Genomic DNA, 23,711 nt, shown 5'->3' on the forward strand with positions numbered 1-23,711 from the left:
GATACGCTCTAAACGGTGAATTTTTTCGTCGTTGTACCGACTCTGAATGCCGCCAAAGACTGGCCTCGCCTTACGACACCGCTTTTGGCATGTATTCCAGCGGACCGGGTACTAATACTTGATTCGTCTTCCGTCGATGGAACAGCGACTCTGGCGACGACTGCTGGCTTCCGGTTGCATGTAATTCCTCGATCGGATTTCAATCACGGCGGAACAAGACAGCTTGCGCTGAAGCTATTGCCCGATGCTGAAATACTCGTGTTTCTAACACAAGATATAGAAGTGACGGGACCAGACGCTATGAGTTGTTTGCTCAGGGCGTTTGTCGATCCAATGGTTGCCGCTGCCTATGGGCGTCAGCTCCCGCGTTTGAACGCGACCCACATTGAATCGCATGCTCGCTTCTACAACTACCCTGCGCAGTCCAGTACTCGCACGCTGGCTAGCCGAGAGCAACTCGGGTTTAAAGCTATCTTCATCTCAAATGCCTTTGCGGCTTATCGGCGAGACGCGCTCATAGCCGTTGGTGGCTTTCCATGCGACGTCATCTTCGGAGAAGATACGATTACAGCCGCCAGACTGCTGCTGGCGGGATGGAAGATAGCTTATGTGGCGGATGCACAGGTCTACCACTCCCATAGTTATACTTGGATACAGGAGTTCAAACGCTACTTCGATATTGGAGTGTTGCACGCGAAGGAGAGTTGGATGTTGGACGAATTCGGAGGTGCGTCCGGCGAAGGCGGCCGTTATGTGCGATCGGAGTTCAAATATCTTTGGCCATCATCGAAACTGTTCATTCCCTCAGCACTCGGTCGGACCGCACTCAAGCTGTTGGGCTATAGGCTTGGCCGTTTGGAAAGGAAACTGAGTCTGGAATGGAAACGCAGACTCAGTATGAATTCGGGATTCTGGAAGTGACGATTACTAATTAATGCGAAGCCTTATCGTTTTGAGCCCTCAATTTCAGATCGCCGAGGGAAGTAGTTTGAGAGTACAAAACAGGAATGACAGAGGTATAGGATATGGATCGCAGCCAATACGCAGCGATTATTGAAAAGAGACTTATTGAAGAACGTGAACGTATGCGCAGCGATTTTCAGGAGCATATCGTTCAGAGTTGCGCGATCGATCACCTCTTGCCGGAAGAAGAGGTCGTCAATATTTTCAAAGCGTTCCCTGATAAAGACACGATGATGCTCAAGAAGAGCCTTCGTGAAAATAAGTATGTCGCTGCGCAGATGAACAAATACTCTTCTGCCCTCGAGGAAATCGTTTACGCGTTCCAGGACCCAAGGGTTCTAAAAGTAATCGAAGAGATAACCGGTATCCAGGGGATGGTTCCAGACGAGAATCTTTATGCTGGCGGAATCAGTTTGATGGCCAAGGATAATTTTCTAAATCCTCACTTGGACAACTCTCACGACAAGAACCGTCAGATGTATCGAGTAATAAATCTCCTCTATTACGTGACGCCAGACTGGCGCGAGGAATATGGCGGCAATCTGGAACTATGGGACAACGGGCCCAAAGAGCCGCAACGGGTAATTGCAGCGCTGTTCAATCGGCTTGCGATCATGGCGACGCACGAAAAATCGTGGCACTCGGTGAGCCAGGTAGTGGTAGATCGTTCGCGTTGTTGCGTGTCGAACTATTACTTCTCTGCGAAGCCTCTTGAGGATCACGAATACTTTCATGTCACCTCTTTTCGCGGTCGTCCGGAGCAGCCAGTGCGCGACCTCGTCTTGCAGGGTGATATCGCTCTCCGCCAAGCGGTTCGAACCGTGTTCAAGAAGGGAATTGTTGAGAACAAGCACGTCTATAAGAAAGACTAACGAGCCCGAACAGACTAGAGCGATCGGAAAGGGACGCCAGCCGAAAGGGCGCTCCTTTCCGATTTTGACCATATTGTTCCTGTAAGCGCCAAAGAATGTCAGCGCGAACGCCGGGTGCTATTTGTGGAGATGAAGCTCTGGAGTCCACGCAATCTGCAGCCATCCGCTTGTGTTGTGCTGCGATCCATGCATGTAAGAGGGAACCAGGAATCGCTCGTACTGTGTGAAGATTTGCGCTTGCCAATGGCGGTTGAATGCATAGGAGCCGTTTAGGAAGCCGTCCGTTATCGTACCGCCGTTGGGTAGGTAGTCGTTTCCTATCTTGTTCTGGCGATAGCCCAGTTCAAGTCTTGTTCGCGCTGAAAACCAGTAGCCGCTGCGACCTTCGATCGCGCGCCCGTCGCGACCCACGGCATTGCCCAGCAGGAAGCCCTTGTTTGTATTTCCGTCCAGATATTGATTGTTGATGAAGTAGTGCTGGCCGCCGAAGTTGGTGGCGAGCCCGGTGGAGCTTACGGCCTCCACGCGCAGATCCATGTGCGGTAGGAAGGGCAACCGTGCAAAGTAAATGCCCGGACTCCAGACGGCTCTACGCGGCGCGGCAATCGGGCTAGGATCGTCGTCGGAGTATGCGTCCGCGTAAAGCGTGACGATCCGACTCAAAAAAGGAAGTCGGTAGCTGAAGTCGAAGTTGCTCTTACGATCGCCTGGATCAGTCCGATCTCCATACGCGCCGGTACCAGTTGAGTTGAAGCTGAAGACATTATCTTTAAAACTGTGGAATGTGATCGGATGTCCGACTCCCCAAAAGATAGACCAGCGTGTGAAGCTCATTTCAAGGTTATCCCCGAAGTTGAGATCCATCTTTTGCCCGTTATACCAGGGACGTGCTGGATAACTATGTCCGGACAGCTTTCCCAGCACGACATCGAAACGATACGTGCCGAGGGATGGAACCAACGGGAAGGGGTGGGGCCTCGTCGATACAAAGCGCAGGTTGTAAGTCGGCTCCGCGTTGCTGGAAAAAGCAAGCGGCCCGATATTTGTCGGTCCCCAGTAGAGCTCCTGTTTGCCGAACGAAACCTCATTGCCCGCGAACGCGATTCCTCCATAAAGTTCGATTGGGCGCTGGCGGGTGTAGGCCGATCTCTCAGGTATCGGCTCTATGTGTGGATCGAATTCGGGCTGTATCTGATCCAGTTCGTTGATCAGTTGATTCCTCTCCTCCGATTCCGCCGGATTGCCCGGACCATGCTGCAGTTCCTGACGGTCGTAGAAGAACAGTCGCCCGTAACGCGCGCGCACCGAATACCCGAGTATTGCGCTGCTGCCACGGCCGAGCGGGCGGCCGAAATCGTTCCACCAAGTCTGGCCAAAGTGGAAACTGTCTGCCAGTGCTGGGCCCGCAATCGTTCCGAATCGCCCGTAGACCGATTCAAGACTCGCCACCTCGTAGTAGGTCGGTCCGGTTTCGAATTCAGCGTGAAGATCCGCGATAAGCAGTCGAGCTTCTCTAAGTAGGCTCGGACTGCTGTAGTCCTCCCGATCGGCCAAATCCTCTGCCACTCTCAGTTGTCGCAGGCACTCCTGCCTTGTCCATGGGCGGATCGAGACGCTTTGGCCGGGAATGAACCCCATCGCAGCGAGTCTTTCAAGAGCAGGATAAACCCAGCTATCCATTGGTACATTCGTTGATCCGATGGTGTCTGGATCATCCTCTTCCGTAAAAAGCCGCGGGGGATGATGAGCGACGGGCACCGGCTGCGATGGCGCGCCTGCCTGCTGTGTCTTGTGTGTCCGTGGAACCCCGAAATCTCCTGGCATTGGCGTGGAATCGAAGGGGTTCAAGCTAAAGTTGTGGTGCGCCCGATAGACGTAGTGCCCGATCAGCCATCCAGTCACGCTTCCGATCAGGACATCCGACGGGAAGTGTTGTTCCGAAAGCACACGACTTGCGCTCACCCCGGTCGCCAGCCCATAGACCGCAGTGCGTGTAATCCAGCCAGGATATTCATCTCCGATTACTGCCGCCAGGGCCCATGCCGCGGTCGCGTGATTCGAAGGAAACGACGACTCGGTGGGGCTCGAACTGAAGAAGTCGCCTTTGGCGTTGTTTACGAGTGGACGATCACGCAGGGAGACAAATTTGCCCACTTCGCTAACGGCCAGGCTGTCTGCCACTGCTTCGCCGGCCAGCAGGCCCGTCTCGCGGGCCTGTGGAGCATAGTTGAATAGACTCCATAGGTACATGCTCGCAGGCACCGCGCCAAGCGTAATAACACCAGCGTCCGACAGGGTATTAAACGTGCTTCTATCGTTTGCGTTGATGTTGATCAACGATGTCATGGTGTGTTGATCGCTGCCTATCAACAAGCCCGTTGCCGTGCCTAGCGGCAGCAGCCAGACTGCATCGCTCGGCCGCACGTGTAGCGGGCTGGTCCAGATGGCCTTTTGATCGAGCAGAAGCCGCTTCGGGGTGCCGGTAAAGGTGACGTCCGGCCGGTCGGTCGGGTCGACGGCTGCGCCGGAGGAAGATCCGGAGCTGGCCTGTGGTGACGGTGCATCGGGCAGGGAACTAGAGCTGCCTGCCGTAACCGCGTTCGGCGAGTCCGGTTGTATTGGGGCACTTTGTGCGTGCGACTGACCGATCCCAAGCAGGAGCAACACTGCGAAAAAGAGAGATCGACCAGACTTTGAGTGGATTACAGGCATCGGTGACGGTTCAGGGCTGCGGAACTTCAATAATGCAACCCCTTGCAGGAGGCTACCATAGCCCGCCCCCCTGTCATAAGGCGATGACGAAAGGGTGACAACTTTCGACCTTCATTTGACGTTTGACCCGCGCTGCAAAGAGTCGAAGCGGCACCCTCCCGGATCCGTCGGTTTAGAGATGGAAGAAGTGGTTAGCCCCTAAAACCAGCAACAGGGTAATTGCGGCGATAGCGACCTCGCCGAGGGCTCCGACGATGAAAGGCCTGGCTCCTTGTTTGAATAGGTCCTTCAGGTTCGTACGCAGTCCTACGCCGGCAAAGGTAAGCAGAAAGGCCCAACGGCTCAGGTTTCCCAGTACTGCAAGTTGAGGCTTCGAAAAGCCCAACGCGGCGATATGTGGGTTCGTCGAAGACCCGAGCGTCGCAAGAAGCGAGATAAAGAGAAAACCGAGGACGAACTTGGGGAACTTTTTCCATAGAAACGCCGCCTTGTTCTCCAGTTGTGCCGTGGCTGCCCGGCTGGCGAGGCCTTTGCGCGCCCACTGGATCGCGTAGCCCAGCACAACGAAGCCAATAAGAGCGTTGCGGCAGGTCTTAGCAAGCACCGCGAACTTGCCTGCAGCATCGGAATAGAGGGCTCCGGCGGCAGTGGCTTCGGCAGTATTGTCGACGGCGAGACCAGCCCAAAGACCATAGGCGCGGTCGCTCATGTGCAGTGCATGACCGATAAGGGGGAAGGTGAACAGCGAGATTGCGCCGAGTGCCAGGATCGCAGCGATAGCAGTGGAGGAGTCCTCTTCGTCTGCGTCGATTGCGCCCTGAGTGGCGATTATGGCAGAAACACCGCAGACACTGGAGCCAACGGCCAGAAGCGTGGTGAGTTGGGGACCGAGTTTGAAGGTACGGCCTAGCCAGGTCATAAATGTCAGCGAGAAGGCGAACGCCACAAAGACCAGCGCCAGCGAGATTCCGCCGAGTTTAAGGATATCCCCGAGAATGAATCGTGCGCCGAGCAGGATAATGCCTGCCTTCAGCCAGAACTCGTAGGTAGCAACGCCAGCCCGGAAGATTCGGGGAAGGCCGACGGTATTGGCGATTAGAATGCCAAAGAGTATGGCCCAGAGGACATACTCGATGTTAGGGAGCACGTAGTGGTGGGCCTTCCCATAGGTATTGATGAAGTGCTCGACGAACTTGCCCGCGTAGCCGACGACCGCCAGAAGCGCAATGCCCGGAAGCAAGCCGAGAAGCGAGGAGCGCTCAGCGGGAACGCGGTCCGGGGCGTGCGGAGGGTATTCTCTGCGAAGATCGGGTAGATCGACTGAAGCGGCCATAAGTTCTCCTTGGTGCAGAATTTGTTGGGGGCGCGGACTTCGATGCTTACCAGACGACGGTTTTGAGCAGCCCTAAGCGAACGATGACGGCGAGAGCAAGAGACAGCACAATTGCCCAGGTATCAGTAGAAAAAGAGAGACGGGTGCGAGGGGTGGACATGGAGAGATCTCCTTGGAAGAAGCGTTGTGGCCGACAAAAGACGTGAGCTACAACATCAATTTTTTAGAAAGGGGATGGTACGTAGACGGGACTAGCTACAACAACAGCGAGTAGGCATGAGGTGCAGGGTCGCGAATTGGCGGAGGACCGTCATGTTGAGATGAAGTGTACACCATTCGGCCGAGCGATTCCTGACTCAGGCCCTCAGCAGATGAGCCGCTTTGGACTCAGCCCGGCGCCGCAGTAGTCCCGTCTTTGCGTAAAGCCTCTCAGTGAAGGGACTTTTGCCCGGAAGGCTGGCATGGGCCTGGTGCAACAAAAGGAGACAATCGTGCCATTCTCCCGTAGTTTGCTGGACGTTTTCCAGACGCTTTGCAAACTTCGCTGCAAGTTTAGAGGATTCCCCGCCGATCTCTGCGATGTACCGTGCTGTCTTGCAGGCCTTGCGGATCGAGTGGAGGTCTTCATCCTCATGAGGATTAAGACCGCGCAACGCCGGGGTCAGCCAGCTTCGCGCTGCGTCGACCAGGTTTCCTCCGCTGAGGTTGAGATCGGTGAGTCCCGCAACAGTTGCTTCGAGCCTGTCGAGGGTAAGGCGGATTTCATCTTCATCCGCGAGGATCTGCCGATGCAGTTTTTTCACCTTCTTCTTTCTCAGCGCTTGTAGCTCCTTGTCTAACTCAGCCGCACCACTTATCGCCTGGTAAGAGCTGAGAAGTTCACGGTGAACATCCACATCGCGTACTCCTCCGGAGCTCCTGCGAATCTGGCGGAGGGAACGCCTGAAGGCCTCGGATCTCTTCGGCAGTGTGGGCAGATCGGCAGAGGAAATCAATACTTCGAGCACGGCTTCCAGGCGGCGAGTGCTGGAACGAAGTTTGTGAACGGCTTCTGGCTTCGGATCGTCGAGGCAATCGGCCATTGCGGCCTTCAAAGCCAGAGAGTGACGGAGAAATGTGACGACTGGTCGCGGCATTAGGACACCTTGTTTTACAGATGCAGAATCTTCCGACTCGGGTTTCGCGACACCGGATCACCATGATAGTTGCGCGCAACCGCTATTACGAAGGCGTGTTTCATTTGGTGTAGGCAGGAGGTTGTTATGAAGATTACAAACGTAAAAGCGATGGTTGCAAAGGCTGTAACGGTTACTCTACTCGCAGGTGCGGTCGCGTTGGCTGCACCGGCGAAGGCTGACGCACAGCAGCTTGCCGTGGGCGTCCGGGTCGGCTATCCGGGCTACTACGGCTACTATGGACCGGACTACTACGCTAGGCTGCGCTTCGAGCGGGAGCGTCGGCACGCGGAGTGGGTACGAGCCCACGAATATCAGCGCTATCACTACGACCATCGCGGACGCTGGTAATCAACGCGAGATGCTGCTTCTGGTAGCGCCTAACTAACAATGTTCGCAGGCCGGTTGCGGAGAGGTTTCCGCGCCGGCCTCGCTGTTGGTCCCAAACTCCCTTTCTGTGAGCGGCCTGTAATATCGGGTCTCCGGAAAGGCACAAGCTTGGCAAAGTGTTCGTTCATCGCTGAGGTGCTCCCGATCATAGTTGATGCCTTCGCCGCACTGTGCGCAGGTGATGCGTGCCGACTTGTAGCCAGGCATCTCGCGAGGATGAATCGGGACTGCCACCCACTCTTCATGGAAGAGGTCACCATTCGGAAGCTCGCGATAAGCAAGCATCTGCTGTTGATTTTTATTCTCGATATGCGGAAAGAGTTCACGAGCACGTTGTTTGGAAGATTCAAGCGCAGCAATGCGAACGGCTTTGAAGACGGGAGTACTGTCTTGCGGTGCGAGAGGCGAGTTGAGGTCGACGAAGGTAGCGGCCATTTTCCCCCAGTCGCGAAATTTTATGGCGCGCTTGCCCAGGCGGCAGCCGGTCACGACTCCAATAGCGTCGGTGGCGCAACGGTCGATCTCGATGAAGGTCACCAAGCGCTTGCGGTCGGCCCCCTTGGGATCTTCGATGCCGAGCCGTTCGCAACCAAGCATCGCCAGTCGGACCCCGAGAATCTGCCCGGCGCATAGGTGGCCGTGGGCGATCTCGGCTTCGTGAAGAAGAGCGTCAAAAGATTGCATATCTTGATGATACTGCTAGCGAAGGACGGCTGTTTTTTTGCATTTGCACGTAGTTGTGCCCCCGGGGTACTATTCGAGGCCCGAGGTGCTCCATGGCTGAATTTGCAACGACAATCGGTATGGTACTCAAGCAGAAGTCCGGGGCAGTTGCGGCGATCGCGCCCGACGCCTCCGTGTATCAGGCAGTCGAAATGATGGCCGATCGGCAGGTTGGCGCACTGCTGGTGATGGAGCATCAATCGCTGCTGGGGATCATCTCCGAACGCGACTACGCGCGGAAGGTCATCCTGCAAGGGCGCTCGTCAAAAGAGACCCAGGTTGCAGAGATCATGAGCAGTCCGGTGATCTCCGTTTCGCCAAAGCACACGGTTGGCGAGTGCATGCGAATCATCACAAAGAATCGCATCCGGCACCTGCCGGTGGTGGAAGGCAACGCCGTCGTCGGCGTCGTCTCGATCGGCGACCTGGTGAACTCGGTCATCAGCGATCAGGAGATGACGATCCGGCATCTCGAAGCCTACATTTCGGGCGCGGCTACGACGTAGGGAATGATTGCACTATCGGGATAGATGCGGCTGGCCCTAGCGCTTCAAAGGCATCGACCGCGTCGTGAAGCCGGTTGAAGATCCACGAAGGACCGATGGCCACGGTGAGATGATGGCGGTCGAAGTCGGCCCGTGTGTTCCACGGTAGCCGAGCGAATCCGAACTGGACGCCCATGCTCGCCAAATTTTTCTTCAACTCTTCAACCGCGCGCGCCGCACTGAAGTCCACATTTGTGATCGCCTCGCCATCGATAATGACCCAGCGCACGGTCGTCGGGGACGGGCCCACCAGCCTGAGAATTTCGTCGCAAAAACGGCTTGCGTTTGCGTAAAAAATTGCGGCTCCAAATCGATACATCACAAGTCCCGGCGCGGTAGCGGCGCCCGGATCGGGGGGAATCAGCTTCCATATGCTGGTCTCATCCGGGACCATGACGCCGGTGCGCGGATGATAGATGTGGTGCACGATGCGAAGCAAAGAAAGGACCATCGCCAGAATGATGCCCTGCTCCACCCCCGCCGCAATCACAACGATGGTGGTGGTCACCGCGAGCGCAAACTCGCCCGGGCTCTCGCGGCGGATGCTGGCGAGGCTGCGCAGTTTGATCAGGCGGATCGCCACCAGAAAAACCAGGGTACCGAGTACACATTGAGGAAGAAACTGGAGCGGTTTGGTTAGAAACAGCAGGACGAGGGCGACCACGACAGCCGTGGTGACCTGAGCGACCTGACTCTGACTTCCCGCGCCTTCGACCATCGCGGTCTGCGTGGGGCTGCCGTTGACGACGAAGGTCCCGCTGAAGGCAGCGGCGGCATTGGCCGCGGAGAGGCCGACCAGGTCCTGATTCTCATCCAGTCGCTGGTGATGACGCGCTGCATAGACACGAGAGGTCGCAGCGCTCTGGGTGAGAATCATAACCGCGCACGACGCTGCGATAGAGAGTAGCGGAGAAATGTCCCTCCAGCTGATGTCGGGCATCGCAAAGTGCGGCAGGCCGCCCACGACCGGGCCAATGATGGCAATGCCGTGTCCGGCAAAGTTCCAAAACGCGCTGGCTGCAATGGCCAGAATGACGGCCAGCATTGGACCCGGCACTTTAGGTGCAGACCAACGGAGAGCAAAGACAAACGCAAGCACCGCGAGGGTCACCGCCAGCGTTGGCAGATGAACCTTGGGGAGGCCGCGGCCGATCTCCGCGAGCTGGAGAATCGATCGATGCGAGGTGACCTGAATGCCAAGCATTTGGCCCAGAACCGCGATGCCGACCTGAAACCCGATTCCCGTCAGGAAGCCGACAAGCACCGTCTGCGAGAGAAAGTCTGAGACGAAGCCCAATTTAAGCAAACGTCCGAGTAGCAGGAAAGCAGCCGTGAGCAACGCAACCAGGCCTGCCAGAGCAACGTACCGCGTGCTTGCTGTTGGCGCCATACCGACTAGCCCGCCGCGAAGAATCGCTGCCGTCGCCGAGTCGGCAGCGACGACCAGAAACCGCGACGAACCGAAGGTCGCAAATGCAAGCATCGGCAGTAGAAGGGAGTAGAGGCCGGTTACGACCGGCATCCCCGCGATCCGTGTGTATCCGAGCGCTTGGGGAATGTTCATCGCCGCAAATGCGACCCCGGCGAACGCGTCTCGTAAGGCGCCACCTCGCTTCAACGGCCTGATGCCTTGGAACAGATTCAGCAAATCGAAGACTCCTGCACGGCAAGCAGTGCAAATTTACAGCTTCGCAGCTGTCGAATTGCAAGTAGACGTTGATGCTAAACCAAATACCGGATTTTGACCGGGACGAACGATCAGCGAAGCAACCAGAATCTTCTCAGGAGCCATTGTCAGGCTATCCCTGCTCGCCCACACTACTGTTCGTCCGAGCTATCGCCCTCTTCCAACAGGGAAACGGTGCCGACCACATCGTAAGTGGCGGACTCGCCGCCAGTCGGCTTCAACGTGACCCGCGTAGGCAATCGCTGCCACTGGGCAGGCTGACAGACGGGAATGAAGTGGTCTGCCTCCGGCCATTTGCCGATCTGCTTCTGGACCACAGGCCTACGCGCTCCCAGCTGGGCCACGACGGCAAAGAGGCCGCCCTTGGCTGTCGTGGAGATGCCGCAGTAGGCCGCATAATCGCGGAACCAGACCACATCCGAGACGGTGAAGTCGAAGTCAGGCAGATGAAGCACTGTAATGTGGCCGGTGACGCGATCAACCGAGAGCCATGGACCAGGCTGCCAGATCCAATGTGGTGCAGCATCGTTGGGCAGAGCGTCGTTGAGTCGAAGCGCGCGACGGACAGTGAAAGTGCGGTCGGTGACGTCATGAATCTCGCCAGTCGTCCACTCCTTCTGGCGGTCGTCGACAAAGAGAGGACGCACCTTCAGGCTGCTGGTCTCATCCACTTTTGTGTCTGGAGTGGCGTCAGGCTGGGTGTAGGGGACCTTGTGATACGGCCCAAGCGTCACCGTATGAACCTTTGGACCGGCCGCAAGCAACGAATTTCCCAAAAAAATCGCCGGCAAAGCCAAAAAAAAGAAGGTCGGCAGAAGAGGAACTATTTGCCGCCTGACGCGTGTCGTACGGGGAGTCGAACTCAAGGGATAGGGCTCTCACAGGGGATTTTCAGTTGTTGTCATGCTACCTGACGCACAGTCTTTTCTATGCGGTACGGGCTCTGGGACACATAACACTTTTGGGGTGGTAGAAAAGGAGGAGATACGGAAGAAACTTCAGTAAAGCCGGTAAGAACTCCATAGGTAACGGAAAAGGTTCAGACGTTGTGGAATAGATTGTGAATACTGGGCAATCCGTGGGCCTTTGCAGAGTAGTATCGTGGAAAGTATGCGTGCTGCCGTCGTGGTAGCGCGTGCGACAGACCGCGGCGGATCATTTTGAAGCAGTACGAAAGGATACAAACGAACATGTGGAAACCGAATCAGACTGGAAGCAACACTCCCTCGACTCCAGAACCGGTGCGTCCGTCGACTCCAGCGACGAACTTCGAGGCGAGCCCCACCCGTCCCGCGACCGTTGGCGCTGGCAATGCAGCAGCCGCTGTACCAACCGGCGAGCAGGCCACCATCGGCAAGTCCCTGATCGTCAAGGGTGAGCTGACAGGCTCTGAGTCACTGTATATCGATGGCAAAGTCGAAGGCGCAATCAACCTCCCTGGCAACCGCGTCACTGTTGGTCGCAACGGGCAGGTCGCAGCAAATATCGTTGCACGCGAGATCGTTGTGCTGGGTAAAGTTCGCGGTAACTGCCAGGCCAGCGATCGCGTGGATATTCGCAGCGAAGGATCGCTCACCGGCGATGTGATCGCAGCACGTATCTCGATTGAAGATGGCGCGTTCTTTAAGGGTGGCATCGATATCCGCAAGCCGGGTGGCACCGACCTGAAGGGCGGTAGTGCAACCCCCGCAGCAGCCGAGCCAGTTGCGGTCGAGGCATAACTCTTCTTCAACTCCGTTCGCTTCTGATCAAAACGGTCCTGCTAATCATGGGGACCGTTTTGCTTTTTATCTGAACGGGCCAAGCGGAAGATTGCGAACCACTGCAAAAATCATGGCGGCAGCAAGTGTGGCATAGATCGCCGCGCTTGACAGTTGCGGCCAGTGACCGGGTTCCCGCCTCACATAACGGCAATACCAACGGACACCACCGATCACCGCAATTGGGAGCAAGACCGTGGTAAGGCCGTTGAGGTACATTGCTTCACTGAAGTGCCCATGCAGCAGTGCTGCGAGAGCACGTGTCGCTCCGCACCCCGGGCATAGCAGATGAAGCAATCTGTAAATGGGACATTCCGGATAGAAGCTGTTTTCTGCTGGCGGAAAGCGCAACAGAACACAAGTACTCGTCACGACCAATGTCGGTGGCGCAGCCATGCGCACGATCTCCGCGAAGCGGCCGCGGGCCATCGAAATCATCGCGCTACGTTCTGGTAGCGAAGGTTCTGCTTCAGTTGGTTGATCTCGTTGAGTTTGTACTGAAAATAAATGCCGCCGAAGAAGAATGTCATGACGGGATTCAGGCGCAGGCCGAGCGGCTCGGGACCATTGAAATGTTGTTCAAGCGTGTCTCGCAGTGTAAAGCGAGCGATGAGCCGAGCTACCCAGGAGGCGATGCCGATAAATCCTCCGACGAAGTTTTGATGCGGCTGTTGATGATGGCTCATCGAGATCACCACTCCCCAGGAGCTGCCGAGGTTGAGCACAACCAGCACAGTGGCGATGATGTAAAACATCAAGGCCTTGCTCGCCGGCTGCACTCGGTTTGCCCATCCGGCAATGACCAGATTCCAAACCACCACGAAGAGCGTACAGGTCAGAAAGCCCAGCAGCAGCTCGAGGACCCAGTTCAAATTGGGTGGATCAGGATAGATCCCGCCTGCCTGCGGATACGCAACAGGAGCCGCGTAGGCCGGTGTTGCCGGGACGCCAGTCGATCCGAGAACTTGAGCGACGGGGACCCAATCGGGCATCGTGTCACTCTTGGCCATGTCGGTCAGCAGAACGTTTCCCGACGCCACATAGCGCTGGAGATCTTCGACGGTATACGGTCCGTACATCTGCCCATTGCGTGAAACCTGGTAGGTCATGCAAAGCTCCTAAGGTTAGAGGACTGCAACGCACTGCAGACTCGATCAAATCATGGACTGGCAGTTTCACACAATCAGATTCGGAGGCCCGGCCCGATGTCGCGATTCTGTTCCCTTGGATTCAGAATATGAGAGTCTTGCAGTGTGCATCGAGCCACTTTGGTCGTAAACGCGTCAGCAGGGCGAAGGAAAGATCTGCAGATGCTGGTCCATGCCTTGACGCAGGCTCTTGAACAAAGCGGCGTGCAGGCGACCGCAGTGTTAACGACAGCGGCCGGAGAGGCGCAATCGATTGCCGCCGCTGCCGCCAACAAAAGTGATGCAGTCTTTGCCTGCGGTGGCGACGGCACCGTTCACGAGGTTCTGCAAGGCCTTGTGGGCACAACGGCCGCGCTCGGAGTCGTGCCGCTCGGCACGGCAAACGTCTTTGCGCGTAACCTGCATTTGTCGCTCAACCCAATAAAAGCTCTTGAACAGCAGCTCAACTTTGAACCACGCGCGATTTCAGTAGGCGAGGCGCGATATATCACCGGAGAATCCGAAGTGACCAGGTATTTCACCGTCATGGCAGGAGCCGGCCCCGACGGCGCGCTCGTCTATCGGCTGCTTGCAGGCAAGAGATCAAAGCTCGGTCGAAGCGCCTACTATGCCCATGCTCTAAGGCTCTTCCTCATGCGAAAATTTCCGGCGTTTCAGGTGAAATATCGAACAAGCGACTCCGGCAAGTGGGTGGAGCAGCGCGGTGTCAGCGTTATGTGTTCTCGTGTCGTAAGTCTCGGGGGCATATTCAGTCGGCTGGGAAGCGGGAGTTCCCCGCTCGAGAGCGACCTCCTCTTGTCCATCGTAAAGCCCCCGGCAAGAGTCGGTTTACCTGCCTGGTTTGCACTCAGTCGCATTGGATTGAACTCGCAAAATCCATGGCTGGAGGAGGTTCGTGTCTCCGAGTTTCTCTGCACGCCTATCGAGACGAATCATCGCACTCACGCCGAACTCGACGGGGAGTGGGTTGGGAATCTGCCGATGTCGGTCCGGCTCATACCTCAAGCAGTTTTGTTATTAATGCCGAAAAACAACTTGGCAGAGAGAATGACCTAGGCATTCCATCTCGTCAGAATCGTGCCCCCAGTTAAAAATCATCGTTGCCGGTCGGTCGAAAGCGGTAGCCAATCCACGGCTCGGTAACGATATACGCTGGCTCATCTGTGAGTTCGATCTTCTTGCGCAACTGTCCAATGTTGACTCGCAGGTACTCTGGCTGGTCGGCGTTGGTCCCCCACACCGCATGGAGCAACGCTCGATGCGTGAGGACCTGTCCCGGGTGCTGCGCCAGGCAGACGAGTAGGTCGAATTGTTTCGGTGTCAGGTGTGTATCTTGCCCTCGAACCACGACACGATGTTGTGGAATGTCGATATAGAAATCACCGGCTGAGATAATCTGCGGAGTCTCGGACTCGGCCGACAAACTACGGCGCAGTTGGGCGCGGACGCGAGCCTGCAGCTCCTGAATACTGAACGGTTTCGTCACATAATCGTCCGCCCCGGCGTCCAGCGCCTCGATCTTCATAGCCTCTTGATTGCGGACCGAAAGAACGATGATCGGTACCTCGGATACGGCACGAATCTCACGGCAAAGCTCAATCCCATTCATCTCTGGCATGGAAACATCCGTGACGACGAGATCCGGCTTCCACGCGTGTACAGCCTCCATTCCCTCAACGCCATTCGCAGCGATACGCAACGAATAACCCTGGGTTGAAAGTGCCGTGCGAAGCACGCGAGTAATCTGAGGTTCGTCATCGACGATAAGTATCTTCGCCTGTTGGTGGTCGTGCAGGGTCTGCTTCATTCGCGCTCCGGATGTTGCGTAACGATGTGTACGTCCACATTCGGCGACTCCTTGAGAAAGTGCTGAATCGCCCAGTAGTAAAGGTATTTGCGAAAGCCGTGAACCGCGGCGCGGCCGAAGACGATGTGAGTGATGCGTTTTTCGCGAACGAAGCTGGCTGCGGCGTGCGCAATGCTTTTTCCTTTCACGGTGAAGACCTGCGCACCGAGATTGCGTGCAAACTGTATGTTGGCTGCGAGCGTGCTTTTTTCTTCTTCAGGCAAGTCTTCATCGGCGTCGACATGCAGAACGAATAACTCGCCTCCGACGCCTTCCGCTACCCGCGCACCGCGTGCGATCAGCATCTGCGAGGAACTGCTGGAGCTGATACAGACGGCAATCCGCTCGCGTACGGCCCAATGCGCCTCGATGCGTTTCGCATCCATGTAGGCGGTCAGCGTACGATCGACCGCCTTGGTTACATGCTGCAACGCCAGTTCACGGAGCGCAATCAGGTTTCCCCGGCGAAAGAAGTTTGCCAGAGCCTTCTCAGCGCGGTCAGTTCCGTAGATATCTCCGCGCCGCATTCGTGTTTGCAGTGCTTCCGGGGTTAGATCGGCCATTACGATCTCGTCCGCGCGCTGCACCAGCCAGTCGGGAACTGTTTCGCGAATGATCACGCCAGTGACACTCTGCACAGTTGGCGCGACGCTCTCGATGTGCTGCACATTCATCGTGGCCAGCACGTCGATATTCGCTGCCAGAACGTCGAGAACATCCTCGAAGCGTTTGCGATGTTTGCTCCCTTCAATGTTGCTGTGCGCCAGCTCATCGATAAGGACGATCTGGGGCCGCCGCGTAAGTATTCCATCGAGGTCCATCTCCTCGAATACGACGCCCTTATATTCAATTTTCTTTCGCGGAATCTGCTCCAGTTGCCCGGCCAACTCCGCAGTACGCGGTCTGCCGTGGGTCTCGACTACCCCGATCACAATATCCTCACCGCGCTGATGCCGGCGGATCGCCTCACTCAACATGTTGTACGTCTTGCCAACGCCGGGTGCGTAGCCGAGGAAAAGCTTGAAGGTTCCTCGCATCTTCTCTGGTGCGACCTTTTCCAGCCATTCTTCCGGGCTCTTCAGCGTCGGATTCGAGTTATCGCGAGTGCCCATAAGGATAAGATAAAGGAGTGCAGCGAAAGCTTATACGCAGTATCGTCCGCTACAGTATCTCTACAGCGAGCGCAGCTGTCATTGTAGCCGTCTACTTTCTCCGGCTGCATGTCAACGAAACCACCGTAGCCTTAACGTTCCTGATAGGCATCCTTCTCGTAGCGGCAAACTGGGGTCTCCGCCACTCGATTTACCTGTCCATCCTCTCAGCCGCAGCGTTCAACTTCTTCTTCCTTCCCCCGGTCCTCACCTTCACTGTCGGGGATGGCCGCAACTGGGTCGCACTACTGGCATTCCTCGTGACAGGTATCGTCGCCAGCCAACTCGCAGAGCGTGCACGCCGCGAAGCAAAGATCTCGCGCCGCCGCCAGCTCGAGGCGGAAAGGCTGTACGAGTTCAGCCAGCAGATGCTGGTCACCGGAAATGTGATCGACCTTCTCAACGTCCTGCCGCAGATGATTGCGGTGACCTTCAATCTGACCGGGGCCGCTGTTTACCTTCGCGAAAGAGATCGCATCTATCGTTCAAGCCCAAACTACATGGACGTGACCGCTGCCGAGCTGCGCGATGCCGCATTCACCCGCGATCATCATTATGACGAAGCTCGCGCCGTCACTCTAGTCCCCATCCTCCTCGGAACCCGGCCCATCGGCGCAGTTGGTATCACTGGCAACAGGACTTCGCCCGAGGCGCTCGATGCCGTCTGCGGCCTGGCCGCCATCGCCATAGAGCGCGCCGGCGCAGTGGAAACCCTGACCCGCGTCCAGGCCTCGCGCGAAAGCGAACGTCTGCGCAACGCTCTCCTCGATTCCGTCGCGCACGAGCTGCGAACGCCTTTGACCTCCATCACTGCCGCTGTCACTACCCTGCGTAGCGAACCCTCTCTCGACGCAGAGCAAAGCGGAGAGATGCTCCAGGTGATCGAGGAGGAGGCCGCCCGGCTAGATCGGCTCGTAGGCCAAGCCATGGAGATGGCGGAGCTCGATGCGAACGACATCAAACTTGACCTCCGCCTTCATTCGATGCGAGAGGCCGTTGATTTAGCGCTTGAAGCCGTACAGGGGCCGCTCAAGAATCATCCTCTCGAACTTCGTCTGCCCGACACGCTACCTCCAGTACTAATAGACCTGGAGCGCATCGCCAAGGTCCTCCAGCATCTATTGGAGAACGCCGCAAAATATTCCCCGGAGGGAAGCCCTATCTTCGTCAGCGCTGAGGTCTCCAAAGATCAACTCGTCACCAGTGTTGCCGATCGTGGCGCCGGGGTCGACGACCTCGAGAAGATGATGATCTTCGACAAGTTTTATCGGGGTCAGGGACAACGTTATCGCGTGCAGGGCACAGGCATGGGACTTGCCATTGCGAAGGCAATCGTCGAAGCCCACGGCGGCTCCATCGACGTAACCAGCCAGCCGTCGCAGGGGTCGGTCTTCTCGTTCTACCTGCCCCTCAACCTTTCGGGCCGTTAAGACTACAGCTTCGGCAGGTTGGCCACGTTCCATCCACCACCCAGCGCTTTGATCAAAAGAACGCTCGCATCCATCTGCCGGCGCATAATGTCGATATCGTTGCGTTCGTTATTCAGCTCGGTCGTCTGCGCAGTTACAACTTGAAGATAGGTGTCGAGGCCGCCCACATATCTGTTGTTGAATATCTGCTCTGCCGACTGCGCTGCCATCGTAGCCTGATGCTGATGCCCAGCCTCCTGATCGAGAACGCGGAGAGCGACAAGATTGTCTTCGACCTGTTGAAACGCAGTCAAAGTAGTCTGTCTATAGTTGGCAACAGTCTCGTCGTAGCTGGCATTGGCTTGTTCTGACACAGAGGCTCGTCGTCCCGCATCGAACACCGTCTGCGATAGCGTGGGTCCAAGCGACCACAGCAGGCTGGCCGGATCGAACAGATTCGCAAACGAGGTTCCCTCTACCCCGATGGATCCGCTCAACGAAATCGTCGGATAAAAAGCAGCCCGCGCAATGCCGATGCGGTCGTTCGCCTCCGCAACCCGCCGTTCCGCAGCCGCAATGTCCGGGCGTCGTTCCAGCAACTCCGACGGCAGCCCGGTCGGAATCATCGGCGGACGCGCATCAAGAGGAGCGGTTAGCAGAGCGAACGACGCTGGAGGTTTACCAAGAAGAATTGCTATTGCATGCTCAAACTGCGCTCGTTGCAAGGTAATATCACGCGCCAGCACCTTCGCTGCTTCAAGCTGTGTCTGCGCCTGGTCGACGTCCGACTTCGGTGCGACCCCTCCTTCAAAGCGATTCGTCGTGATCCGAAAGGCCTCTTCGAAGTCTTTCACTGTATCGTTCAGTAGCTTCTCCTGGGCATCTGCGCTGCGAGCTTCGAAGTAGTCGATCGCAAGCTCAGCCTGCAAGCTCAGCAGCACCGTCTGTCTATCCCCCGCGCTCGCCTGTGCCTCCTCGCGCGCAGCACTCACGGTGCGGCGAACTCGTCCCCACACATCAATCTCGTAGTTCAAATCCACAGGCAGCTGAATCACCCCAGTACCGTTCCCCTGGGCATTGTTCAGATTGAAGTAGGGCTGGTTTGACGATTCGCGTTCGCCCCCTGCAAACGGAGCTACTCCTACGGTCGGGAAGAGCGACGCGTGATTGAACCGAATCAAAGCACGTGCTTCGCGGAAACGAGCATCCGCTGCCTTTAGATTCTGATTATTCTCCGCAACCTGCGGCTCAAGAATGTTCAGCTCCGTATCGCCGAAGATCGTCCACCAATCCCCGCGTTGCGCCGCATCGGACGGCTGAGCGACCTGCCAATTTGAGTTCTCCTTGTAGGCGTCCGGACCTGCTTCCTTATATCCAGGAGCCATGGGGACCGATGGCTTCACATACTTCGGCCCCACCATGCACCCGCAAAGCAGAAACACTGTTGCGCCAGCCAGAACCGCAGGTCGTAGCGTCACTGATCCCCTTCTTTCTTCTGCATCTGCTTGGCGGTCTCACTCAGATGGCTCTTCACCTGCACCTCCTGCCCATTGGCAAGCGAGTCGGACGGATCGAGAACCACGGCATCGTTAGCAGTCAGGCCCGAAGCAACCTCAACATTGGCGCCAAGATCTTTACTGATCGTCACTGGCACCAGTTGCACACGGCCATCACGTACAACTCCCACCTGCAGGCCTTGCGCGCGGAACAGAAGCGTATTCGATGGAATCATCAAATTCGACGAGCGTTGCGGAACCTTGAAGTGAACGAAGACATAAGCCCCCGGAAGCAACTCGCCCTTCGGATTGTCAACGTCAACTTCGACGTTCAGCGTGCGCGTTGCAGAATCGATTGCGTTCGAGTTCCGCGCAATCGTGCCTTCAAACTCCCTGTCCGGATACTCATCTAGAGTCAAGGTCGCCTTTCCGCCTGACTTAATAGAAGTTGAGTAAGCCTCCGGAACCGAAACGAACACGCGAATCTTTTGAATAGCTGCCAGATGGAACAGCTCTTTCGGCGTTAGATTCTCCCCAGCCTGAATCAGCCCGCCGATATCGATATTGCGCGCCGTCACAATTCCATCGAAGGGCGCGTAAATCTTCTCGAACGACTGCAACTGTTGCAGCCTGCGTACAGCGGCATTGGACGCATCTACCGCCGCCTTCTTTGCGGCCGCATCGCTCACCGCAACATCGGTCTCCTGCTTCGACACCGAGTTAGTCGTCAGTAGATTCTGGTAACGCGCCGAGGTCGTATTCGCCAGGTTGAGATTAGCCTCAGCACTCTTCAGATCAGCCTGCGCCACCTGCAGCTGTTCATCCAGCTCTGGCGTCTCGATGACAGCCATCAGCTGTCCTTTACGAACATGCGCGCCTATGTCGAAGTGCCAGCTCTTCAGATAACCGCTCGTACGGGCATAGATCGGTGTGTCGACATACGCCTGCGTGTTTCCCGGCAACGCCAGTCCTGAAGACAAGACAGAGCTGACAGGATGAATCACATTTACAGATGGAATCGATGCAGCCTTTGTATCAGTCTCAAGCGTGCTCTCCGACTTGCGACGCGCAGCAATCCCGAAGATCACCACCAGTGCCACGATCACCGCAATCACCGCTAGTCCGATCCACGTACCCTTCGTCAGTCGGGGCTCCCGAACCTCTGTCTCGCCCTCTGAGAACTCTCCGGAAGCCGTGGTCTTATCCTCATCCGTCCTGGTCTCGACCTTTGTCCCACTCGTCATTGGTTCTCCTTCAATTTTCATAAAACCTCTCTAGCTCCGGCCGTCAATCGATGCTCGGGGCTCACACTGGGGGCGGGCGATTTCTTCTTATTCGAACTGTGTAGCAGAGCGAATACAGAGGGAACGAAGATGAGGGTTGCGACCGTCGCGCAGCATAGTCCGCCGATTACCGCCCGACCCAGCGGAGCATTCTGCTCTCCGCCCTCACCCGCACCCAGCGCCATTGGAATCATGCCGATGATCATCGCTAGAGCCGTCATCATCACAGGTCGGAACCGGGTCGCTCCCGCTTCGATCGCTGCCTCAATTGCATCCCCATGGTGCAACAACCGTTCTTTCGCAAAGGACACCACCAGAATGCTGTTTGCCGTAGCAACTCCCATGCACATAATCGCGCCCATCAGCGCCGGAACGCTCAGCGTTGTCCTCGTCGTAAACAGGAAGAGCACAATACCCGCCAGTGCAGCAGGTAGAGCCGTAATGATGATGAAGGGATCGAGCCACGATTGGAAGTTGACAACGATCAACAGGTAGACCAGCACGATTGCGAACGCCAGTCCTGCAAGCAGTCCGAAGTATGAGCTGTTCATCGTCTCTATCTGTCCGCGAACTCTTACAAAGCTGCCGCGTACCAGGGACTTTTCATTCCTCGCCACAATCTCGTTGATGTCTCTTCCCACAGAACCAAGATCACGTCCCTGAACGTTTCCATAGATATCGAGCGTCCGTCGGACGTTGTAGTGCGTCACCACTTCCATCTCGCTACTGCGGGTGATCTTCGCGACGTCCGTCAAAATTTCGGGTTGTTTGGCAGTTGCAGACGAAATCGGAATATTCTCGAGCGAGTTCAAAGAGCTGATCTGATACTGCGGCGTCTGCTCCACAATGTTGTACGTATTGCCATTCTTCCAGTTCAGGTAGAACAGTGGATTCAACTGTGTACTACCGCCGAGTATGTTCAGCAGGCTGCTACCCACATCGCGCTCGGTATAGCCGCCCTGCGCCGCTTTCGTGCGATCCACGGTAACGTCCAATACGGGATAGTCATCGGGTTGCTGGATGCGTAGGTCCACCAGACCCGGAACATGGTGCAGCTCGCTCAATACCTGGTTCGCGACTTTGCGGTTCGCTGCAATATCCGATCCCTCAAACTGTATATCGATTGGCGCAGGCAGTCCGAAGTTCAAAATCTGCGTAACGATATCGGACGGCAGAAAGTAAAACGTGGCTTCAGGAAACGCGCGCGGAAGATCCTTTCGCAGCTTCTCGACATAGTTGGCGGTCGGATGGTGGTCTTCCTTCAGGGAAACCAGAATATCCGCGTCTCCCGCACCGATTAACCCCGAGGTTGCATGCTGTGTATTCAGCGTGCTGTACGGCAGTCCAATGTTGTCCAGGATATTATCCATCTCAGCGGCCGGCACCGTCTTCCGAATATCCTGTTCGATCAGATCGCACAGCTTCGCGGTCTCCTCGATACGTATACCGCTCTTGCCGCGAACGTGAAGAATGAAGGATCCGTTATCTGTGCTCGGAAAGAAGTTCTGTCCGAGAAAGGGCACGAGCGCGAAGGCACACAAACAGAGAAGCAAAAAAATGGGAACGAAGAAGATTCGCGCTGCCACAAGCCGGCCGAGTAAATCCTGGTAGCCGGTGCGTAGCTTCTCGAAGAGCCGCTCGAACCCGCGTTGAAATCTCGCAAGAATATTCCTTGAGGGAGCAGCATGATGATCCTTTGCCTTGAGCAGGTACATCGCGAGCGTCGGCACCAAGGTACGAGAAAGGACGTACGAGGCCAACATCGCGAAGACCACAGCTTCAGCGAGCGGTACAAAAAGATAACGAGCAACTCCACTCAAAAAGAACATCGGAAGAAATACGATGCAGATACAAAGAGTCGATACCAGCGCCGGCACCGAGATCTGCGCTGCGCCTTCGAGGATGGCGTCGTGCAGCTCTCTCCCCTCCTCGAGGTACCGCTCGATATTCTCAATCGTCACCGTTGCATCATCCACCAGGATGCCGACCGCCAACGCCAGTCCGCCCAGCGTCATGATGTTGATCGTCTCTCCAAGGAGCCCGAGGATAATAATCGAGCTCAGGATCGACAGCGGAATTGAAACCGCGATGATGATGGTGCTGCGCCAGCTTCCAAGGAACAAAAGGATCATCAGCCCCGTCAGCATCGCCGCAATCACGGCTTCACGGATCACCCCCTGCACCGATCCCCGAACGAAAACAGACTGGTCGCCGATCGGCGTGATCTTCAGCTCCGGTGGCACCGTCAGTTTCACCCTCGGCAGGATATTCCGTATACCACTCACGACGTTCAACGTCGACGCGGTTCCGGACTTCAAAATCACCATCAGCGCACCACGACGGCCGTCCTGTCGCACAATATTCGTCTGCGGAATGCTCCCGTCAGCCACACTCGCAACGTCACGCAAATAAATCGTAGTGCCGTTCACCTGCTTAATTGGGAGATTGCTGATGCCCTCAAGCGTCACTGGAGACGAGTTGATGTGAATGTCATACTCGTCCTCACCGATCTTCGCCGTTCCGCCCGGCTGCACCACGTTCTGTTGCGACACCGCGTTCAGCACATCGACCGGCGACAGCCCTTTGGCCTGCATCAGCTTCGGGTCGATATTCAGCATGATCGACCGTTGCTTGCCCCCATAGATATTCGGAATCACAGCGCCCGGCACCGAGATCAGTTGTGGCCGAACGAAATTCGCACCGAGGTCATTGAGTTGCTGCTCGCTCAACCCCTCGCCTGACAACCCGAGTTGAATAATCGGCACGCTTGACGCACTGAAGTTGATAATCTGCGGCGGCAGAATCCCAGGCGGAAGACTTCGTAGCTGAAACTCCGACGCAGCCGACACCTGCGAGTTCGCCGTATCCAGACTCGCTCCCGGCTGCAGGTAAATTTTCACAATCACCTGCCCCGCAAACGTGGTCGACTCGACGTGCTGAATGTTGTCCACAAGCACCGTCAGCGCCTTCTCGTACGGCGTCGTCAGGCGTCCTTCGAGCTCCTCCGGATTCAATCCCGTATATTGCCACGCAACCGACACCACTGGAATGTTGATATTCGGAAAAATATCGGTCGGCGTGCTCGAGATGACCACAGGCGCAGCAATCAAAATCAGGATTGCCAGCACGATGAAGGTATACGGTCGGCTCAGAGCTACTTTTACGATCCACATACGAAGAACCCTCTTCCGCTTCGGGTAAATCTTTCTATAGAGTAA

General features: G+C 56.4%; 20 protein-coding genes. 7 read left to right on the forward strand and 13 right to left on the reverse strand.

Going from position 1 to position 23,711, the window contains the following annotated elements:
* The first annotated feature begins 15 nt into the window (after positions 1-15).
* Together RBB77_RS05490 and RBB77_RS05495 are read left to right on the forward strand one after the other, a co-directional pair.
* Positions 16-921, forward strand: coding sequence for a glycosyltransferase family 2 protein (locus RBB77_RS05490; RefSeq protein ID WP_353065358.1), 906 nt, complete (start codon positions 16-18; stop codon positions 919-921).
* A 104-nt stretch (positions 922-1,025) separates the two neighbouring features.
* A complete protein-coding gene (locus RBB77_RS05495) occupies positions 1,026-1,835 on the forward strand; it encodes a 2OG-Fe(II) oxygenase (protein ID WP_353065359.1) in 810 nt (269 codons plus the stop codon).
* Positions 1,836-1,952: 117 nt separating this feature from the next.
* Here the strand turns inward: RBB77_RS05495 and RBB77_RS05500 are convergent, their stop codons facing one another.
* The 3 genes from RBB77_RS05500 to RBB77_RS05510 form a co-directional block, all read right to left on the reverse strand.
* The gene (locus RBB77_RS05500; RefSeq protein ID WP_353065360.1) at positions 1,953-4,502 is read right to left on the reverse strand and encodes a capsule assembly Wzi family protein; all 2,550 of its coding nucleotides are present in this window, start codon (positions 4,500-4,502) and stop codon (positions 1,953-1,955) included.
* 217 nt (positions 4,503-4,719) lie between these two features.
* On the reverse strand, positions 4,720-5,880 hold the full coding sequence (locus RBB77_RS05505) for a YeiH family protein (RefSeq protein ID WP_353065362.1): 1,161 nt from the start codon (positions 5,878-5,880) through the stop codon (positions 4,720-4,722).
* A gap of 356 nt (positions 5,881-6,236) precedes the next feature.
* On the reverse strand, positions 6,237-7,016 hold the full coding sequence (locus tag RBB77_RS05510; RefSeq protein WP_353065364.1) for a CHAD domain-containing protein: 780 nt from the start codon (positions 7,014-7,016) through the stop codon (positions 6,237-6,239).
* 126 nt (positions 7,017-7,142) lie between these two features.
* Between RBB77_RS05510 and RBB77_RS05515 the strand changes: the two genes are divergently transcribed.
* Positions 7,143-7,406 (forward strand): hypothetical protein, encoded by a 264-nt coding sequence (locus tag RBB77_RS05515; RefSeq protein WP_353065366.1) that lies wholly within the window; start codon positions 7,143-7,145, stop codon positions 7,404-7,406.
* Positions 7,407-7,439: 33 nt separating this feature from the next.
* Here RBB77_RS05515 and RBB77_RS05520 read toward each other — a convergent pair whose 3' ends face one another.
* Complete coding sequence (locus tag RBB77_RS05520) at positions 7,440-8,129, reverse strand: FmdE family protein (RefSeq protein WP_353065368.1); 690 nt, start codon at positions 8,127-8,129, stop codon at positions 7,440-7,442.
* Between the two features lie 92 nt (positions 8,130-8,221).
* Between RBB77_RS05520 and RBB77_RS05525 the strand changes: the two genes are divergently transcribed.
* Complete coding sequence (locus RBB77_RS05525) at positions 8,222-8,674, forward strand: CBS domain-containing protein (RefSeq protein WP_353065370.1); 453 nt, start codon at positions 8,222-8,224, stop codon at positions 8,672-8,674.
* On the opposite strand, the gene RBB77_RS05530 is transcribed toward RBB77_RS05525, so the two are convergent.
* Complete coding sequence (locus RBB77_RS05530) at positions 8,664-10,361, reverse strand: SulP family inorganic anion transporter (protein WP_353065372.1); 1,698 nt, start codon at positions 10,359-10,361, stop codon at positions 8,664-8,666. The genes RBB77_RS05525 and RBB77_RS05530 overlap by 11 nt on opposite strands.
* A 170-nt stretch (positions 10,362-10,531) precedes the next feature.
* Positions 10,532-11,176, reverse strand: coding sequence for a hypothetical protein (locus RBB77_RS05535; protein WP_353065374.1), 645 nt, complete (start codon positions 11,174-11,176; stop codon positions 10,532-10,534).
* Between the two features lie 414 nt (positions 11,177-11,590).
* Here RBB77_RS05535 and RBB77_RS05540 point away from each other — a divergent pair, with 414 nt between their 5' ends.
* Positions 11,591-12,121: a bactofilin family protein gene (locus RBB77_RS05540; protein WP_353065376.1), complete on the forward strand. Its 531-nt coding sequence runs from the start codon at positions 11,591-11,593 to the stop codon at positions 12,119-12,121.
* Between the two features lie 66 nt (positions 12,122-12,187).
* Here the strand turns inward: RBB77_RS05540 and RBB77_RS05545 are convergent, their stop codons facing one another.
* Complete coding sequence (locus tag RBB77_RS05545) at positions 12,188-12,598, reverse strand: DUF2752 domain-containing protein (protein ID WP_353065378.1); 411 nt, start codon at positions 12,596-12,598, stop codon at positions 12,188-12,190.
* Positions 12,595-13,269 (reverse strand): DUF4339 domain-containing protein, encoded by a 675-nt coding sequence (locus tag RBB77_RS05550; RefSeq protein WP_353065380.1) that lies wholly within the window; start codon positions 13,267-13,269, stop codon positions 12,595-12,597. The genes RBB77_RS05545 and RBB77_RS05550 overlap by 4 nt, the downstream gene beginning before the upstream one ends.
* A gap of 144 nt (positions 13,270-13,413) precedes the next feature.
* Between RBB77_RS05550 and RBB77_RS05555 the strand changes: the two genes are divergently transcribed.
* Positions 13,414-14,364: a diacylglycerol/lipid kinase family protein gene (locus RBB77_RS05555; protein ID WP_353065382.1), complete on the forward strand. Its 951-nt coding sequence runs from the start codon at positions 13,414-13,416 to the stop codon at positions 14,362-14,364.
* Between the two features lie 31 nt (positions 14,365-14,395).
* Here RBB77_RS05555 and RBB77_RS05560 read toward each other — a convergent pair whose 3' ends face one another.
* Together RBB77_RS05560 and RBB77_RS05565 are read right to left on the reverse strand one after the other, a co-directional pair.
* Positions 14,396-15,115, reverse strand: a complete 720-nt coding sequence (locus tag RBB77_RS05560; protein WP_353065384.1) for a response regulator transcription factor — start codon at positions 15,113-15,115, stop codon at positions 14,396-14,398.
* Complete coding sequence (locus RBB77_RS05565; RefSeq protein WP_353065386.1) at positions 15,112-16,266, reverse strand: histidine kinase; 1,155 nt, start codon at positions 16,264-16,266, stop codon at positions 15,112-15,114. The genes RBB77_RS05560 and RBB77_RS05565 overlap by 4 nt, the downstream gene beginning before the upstream one ends.
* A gap of 17 nt (positions 16,267-16,283) precedes the next feature.
* Here RBB77_RS05565 and RBB77_RS05570 point away from each other — a divergent pair, with 17 nt between their 5' ends.
* Positions 16,284-17,735 (forward strand): ATP-binding protein, encoded by a 1,452-nt coding sequence (locus RBB77_RS05570; protein WP_353065388.1) that lies wholly within the window; start codon positions 16,284-16,286, stop codon positions 17,733-17,735.
* 2 nt (positions 17,736-17,737) lie between these two features.
* Here RBB77_RS05570 and RBB77_RS05575 read toward each other — a convergent pair whose 3' ends face one another.
* Genes RBB77_RS05575 through RBB77_RS05585 form a run of 3 tightly spaced genes read right to left on the reverse strand, consistent with a single transcriptional unit; the run spans position 17,738 to position 23,666 of the window.
* Positions 17,738-19,192, reverse strand: a complete 1,455-nt coding sequence (locus RBB77_RS05575; RefSeq protein WP_353065390.1) for an efflux transporter outer membrane subunit — start codon at positions 19,190-19,192, stop codon at positions 17,738-17,740.
* Positions 19,189-20,454: an efflux RND transporter periplasmic adaptor subunit gene (locus tag RBB77_RS05580; protein ID WP_353065392.1), complete on the reverse strand. Its 1,266-nt coding sequence runs from the start codon at positions 20,452-20,454 to the stop codon at positions 19,189-19,191. The genes RBB77_RS05575 and RBB77_RS05580 overlap by 4 nt, the downstream gene beginning before the upstream one ends.
* A 17-nt stretch (positions 20,455-20,471) precedes the next feature.
* Positions 20,472-23,666, reverse strand: a complete 3,195-nt coding sequence (locus tag RBB77_RS05585) for an efflux RND transporter permease subunit (protein WP_353065394.1) — start codon at positions 23,664-23,666, stop codon at positions 20,472-20,474.
* Between the last annotated feature and the right edge of the window lie 45 nt (positions 23,667-23,711).

Source organism: Tunturibacter psychrotolerans, assembly GCF_040359615.1.
GTDB classification, from domain to species: Bacteria; Acidobacteriota; Terriglobia; order Terriglobales; family Acidobacteriaceae; genus Edaphobacter; species Edaphobacter psychrotolerans.

Bases quoted from the DNA above. Each gene is read 5' to 3' on its own strand.
- RBB77_RS05495 (WP_353065359.1), top strand. From the start codon at position 1,026: ATGGATCGCAGCCAATACGCAGCGATTATTGAAAAGAGACTTATTGAA.
- RBB77_RS05505 (WP_353065362.1), bottom strand. From the start codon at position 5,880: ATGGCCGCTTCAGTCGATCTACCCGATCTTCGCAGAGAATACCCTCCG.
- RBB77_RS05510 (WP_353065364.1), bottom strand. From the start codon at position 7,016: ATGCCGCGACCAGTCGTCACATTTCTCCGTCACTCTCTGGCTTTGAAG.
- RBB77_RS05515 (WP_353065366.1), top strand. From the start codon at position 7,143: ATGAAGATTACAAACGTAAAAGCGATGGTTGCAAAGGCTGTAACGGTT.
- RBB77_RS05520 (WP_353065368.1), bottom strand. From the start codon at position 8,129: ATGCAATCTTTTGACGCTCTTCTTCACGAAGCCGAGATCGCCCACGGC.
- RBB77_RS05525 (WP_353065370.1), top strand. From the start codon at position 8,222: ATGGCTGAATTTGCAACGACAATCGGTATGGTACTCAAGCAGAAGTCC.
- RBB77_RS05540 (WP_353065376.1), top strand. From the start codon at position 11,591: ATGTGGAAACCGAATCAGACTGGAAGCAACACTCCCTCGACTCCAGAA.
- RBB77_RS05545 (WP_353065378.1), bottom strand. From the start codon at position 12,598: ATGATTTCGATGGCCCGCGGCCGCTTCGCGGAGATCGTGCGCATGGCT.
- RBB77_RS05550 (WP_353065380.1), bottom strand. From the start codon at position 13,269: ATGACCTACCAGGTTTCACGCAATGGGCAGATGTACGGACCGTATACC.
- RBB77_RS05560 (WP_353065384.1), bottom strand. From the start codon at position 15,115: ATGAAGCAGACCCTGCACGACCACCAACAGGCGAAGATACTTATCGTC.
- RBB77_RS05565 (WP_353065386.1), bottom strand. From the start codon at position 16,266: ATGGGCACTCGCGATAACTCGAATCCGACGCTGAAGAGCCCGGAAGAA.
- RBB77_RS05580 (WP_353065392.1), bottom strand. From the start codon at position 20,454: ATGACGAGTGGGACAAAGGTCGAGACCAGGACGGATGAGGATAAGACC.
- RBB77_RS05585 (WP_353065394.1), bottom strand. From the start codon at position 23,666: ATGTGGATCGTAAAAGTAGCTCTGAGCCGACCGTATACCTTCATCGTG.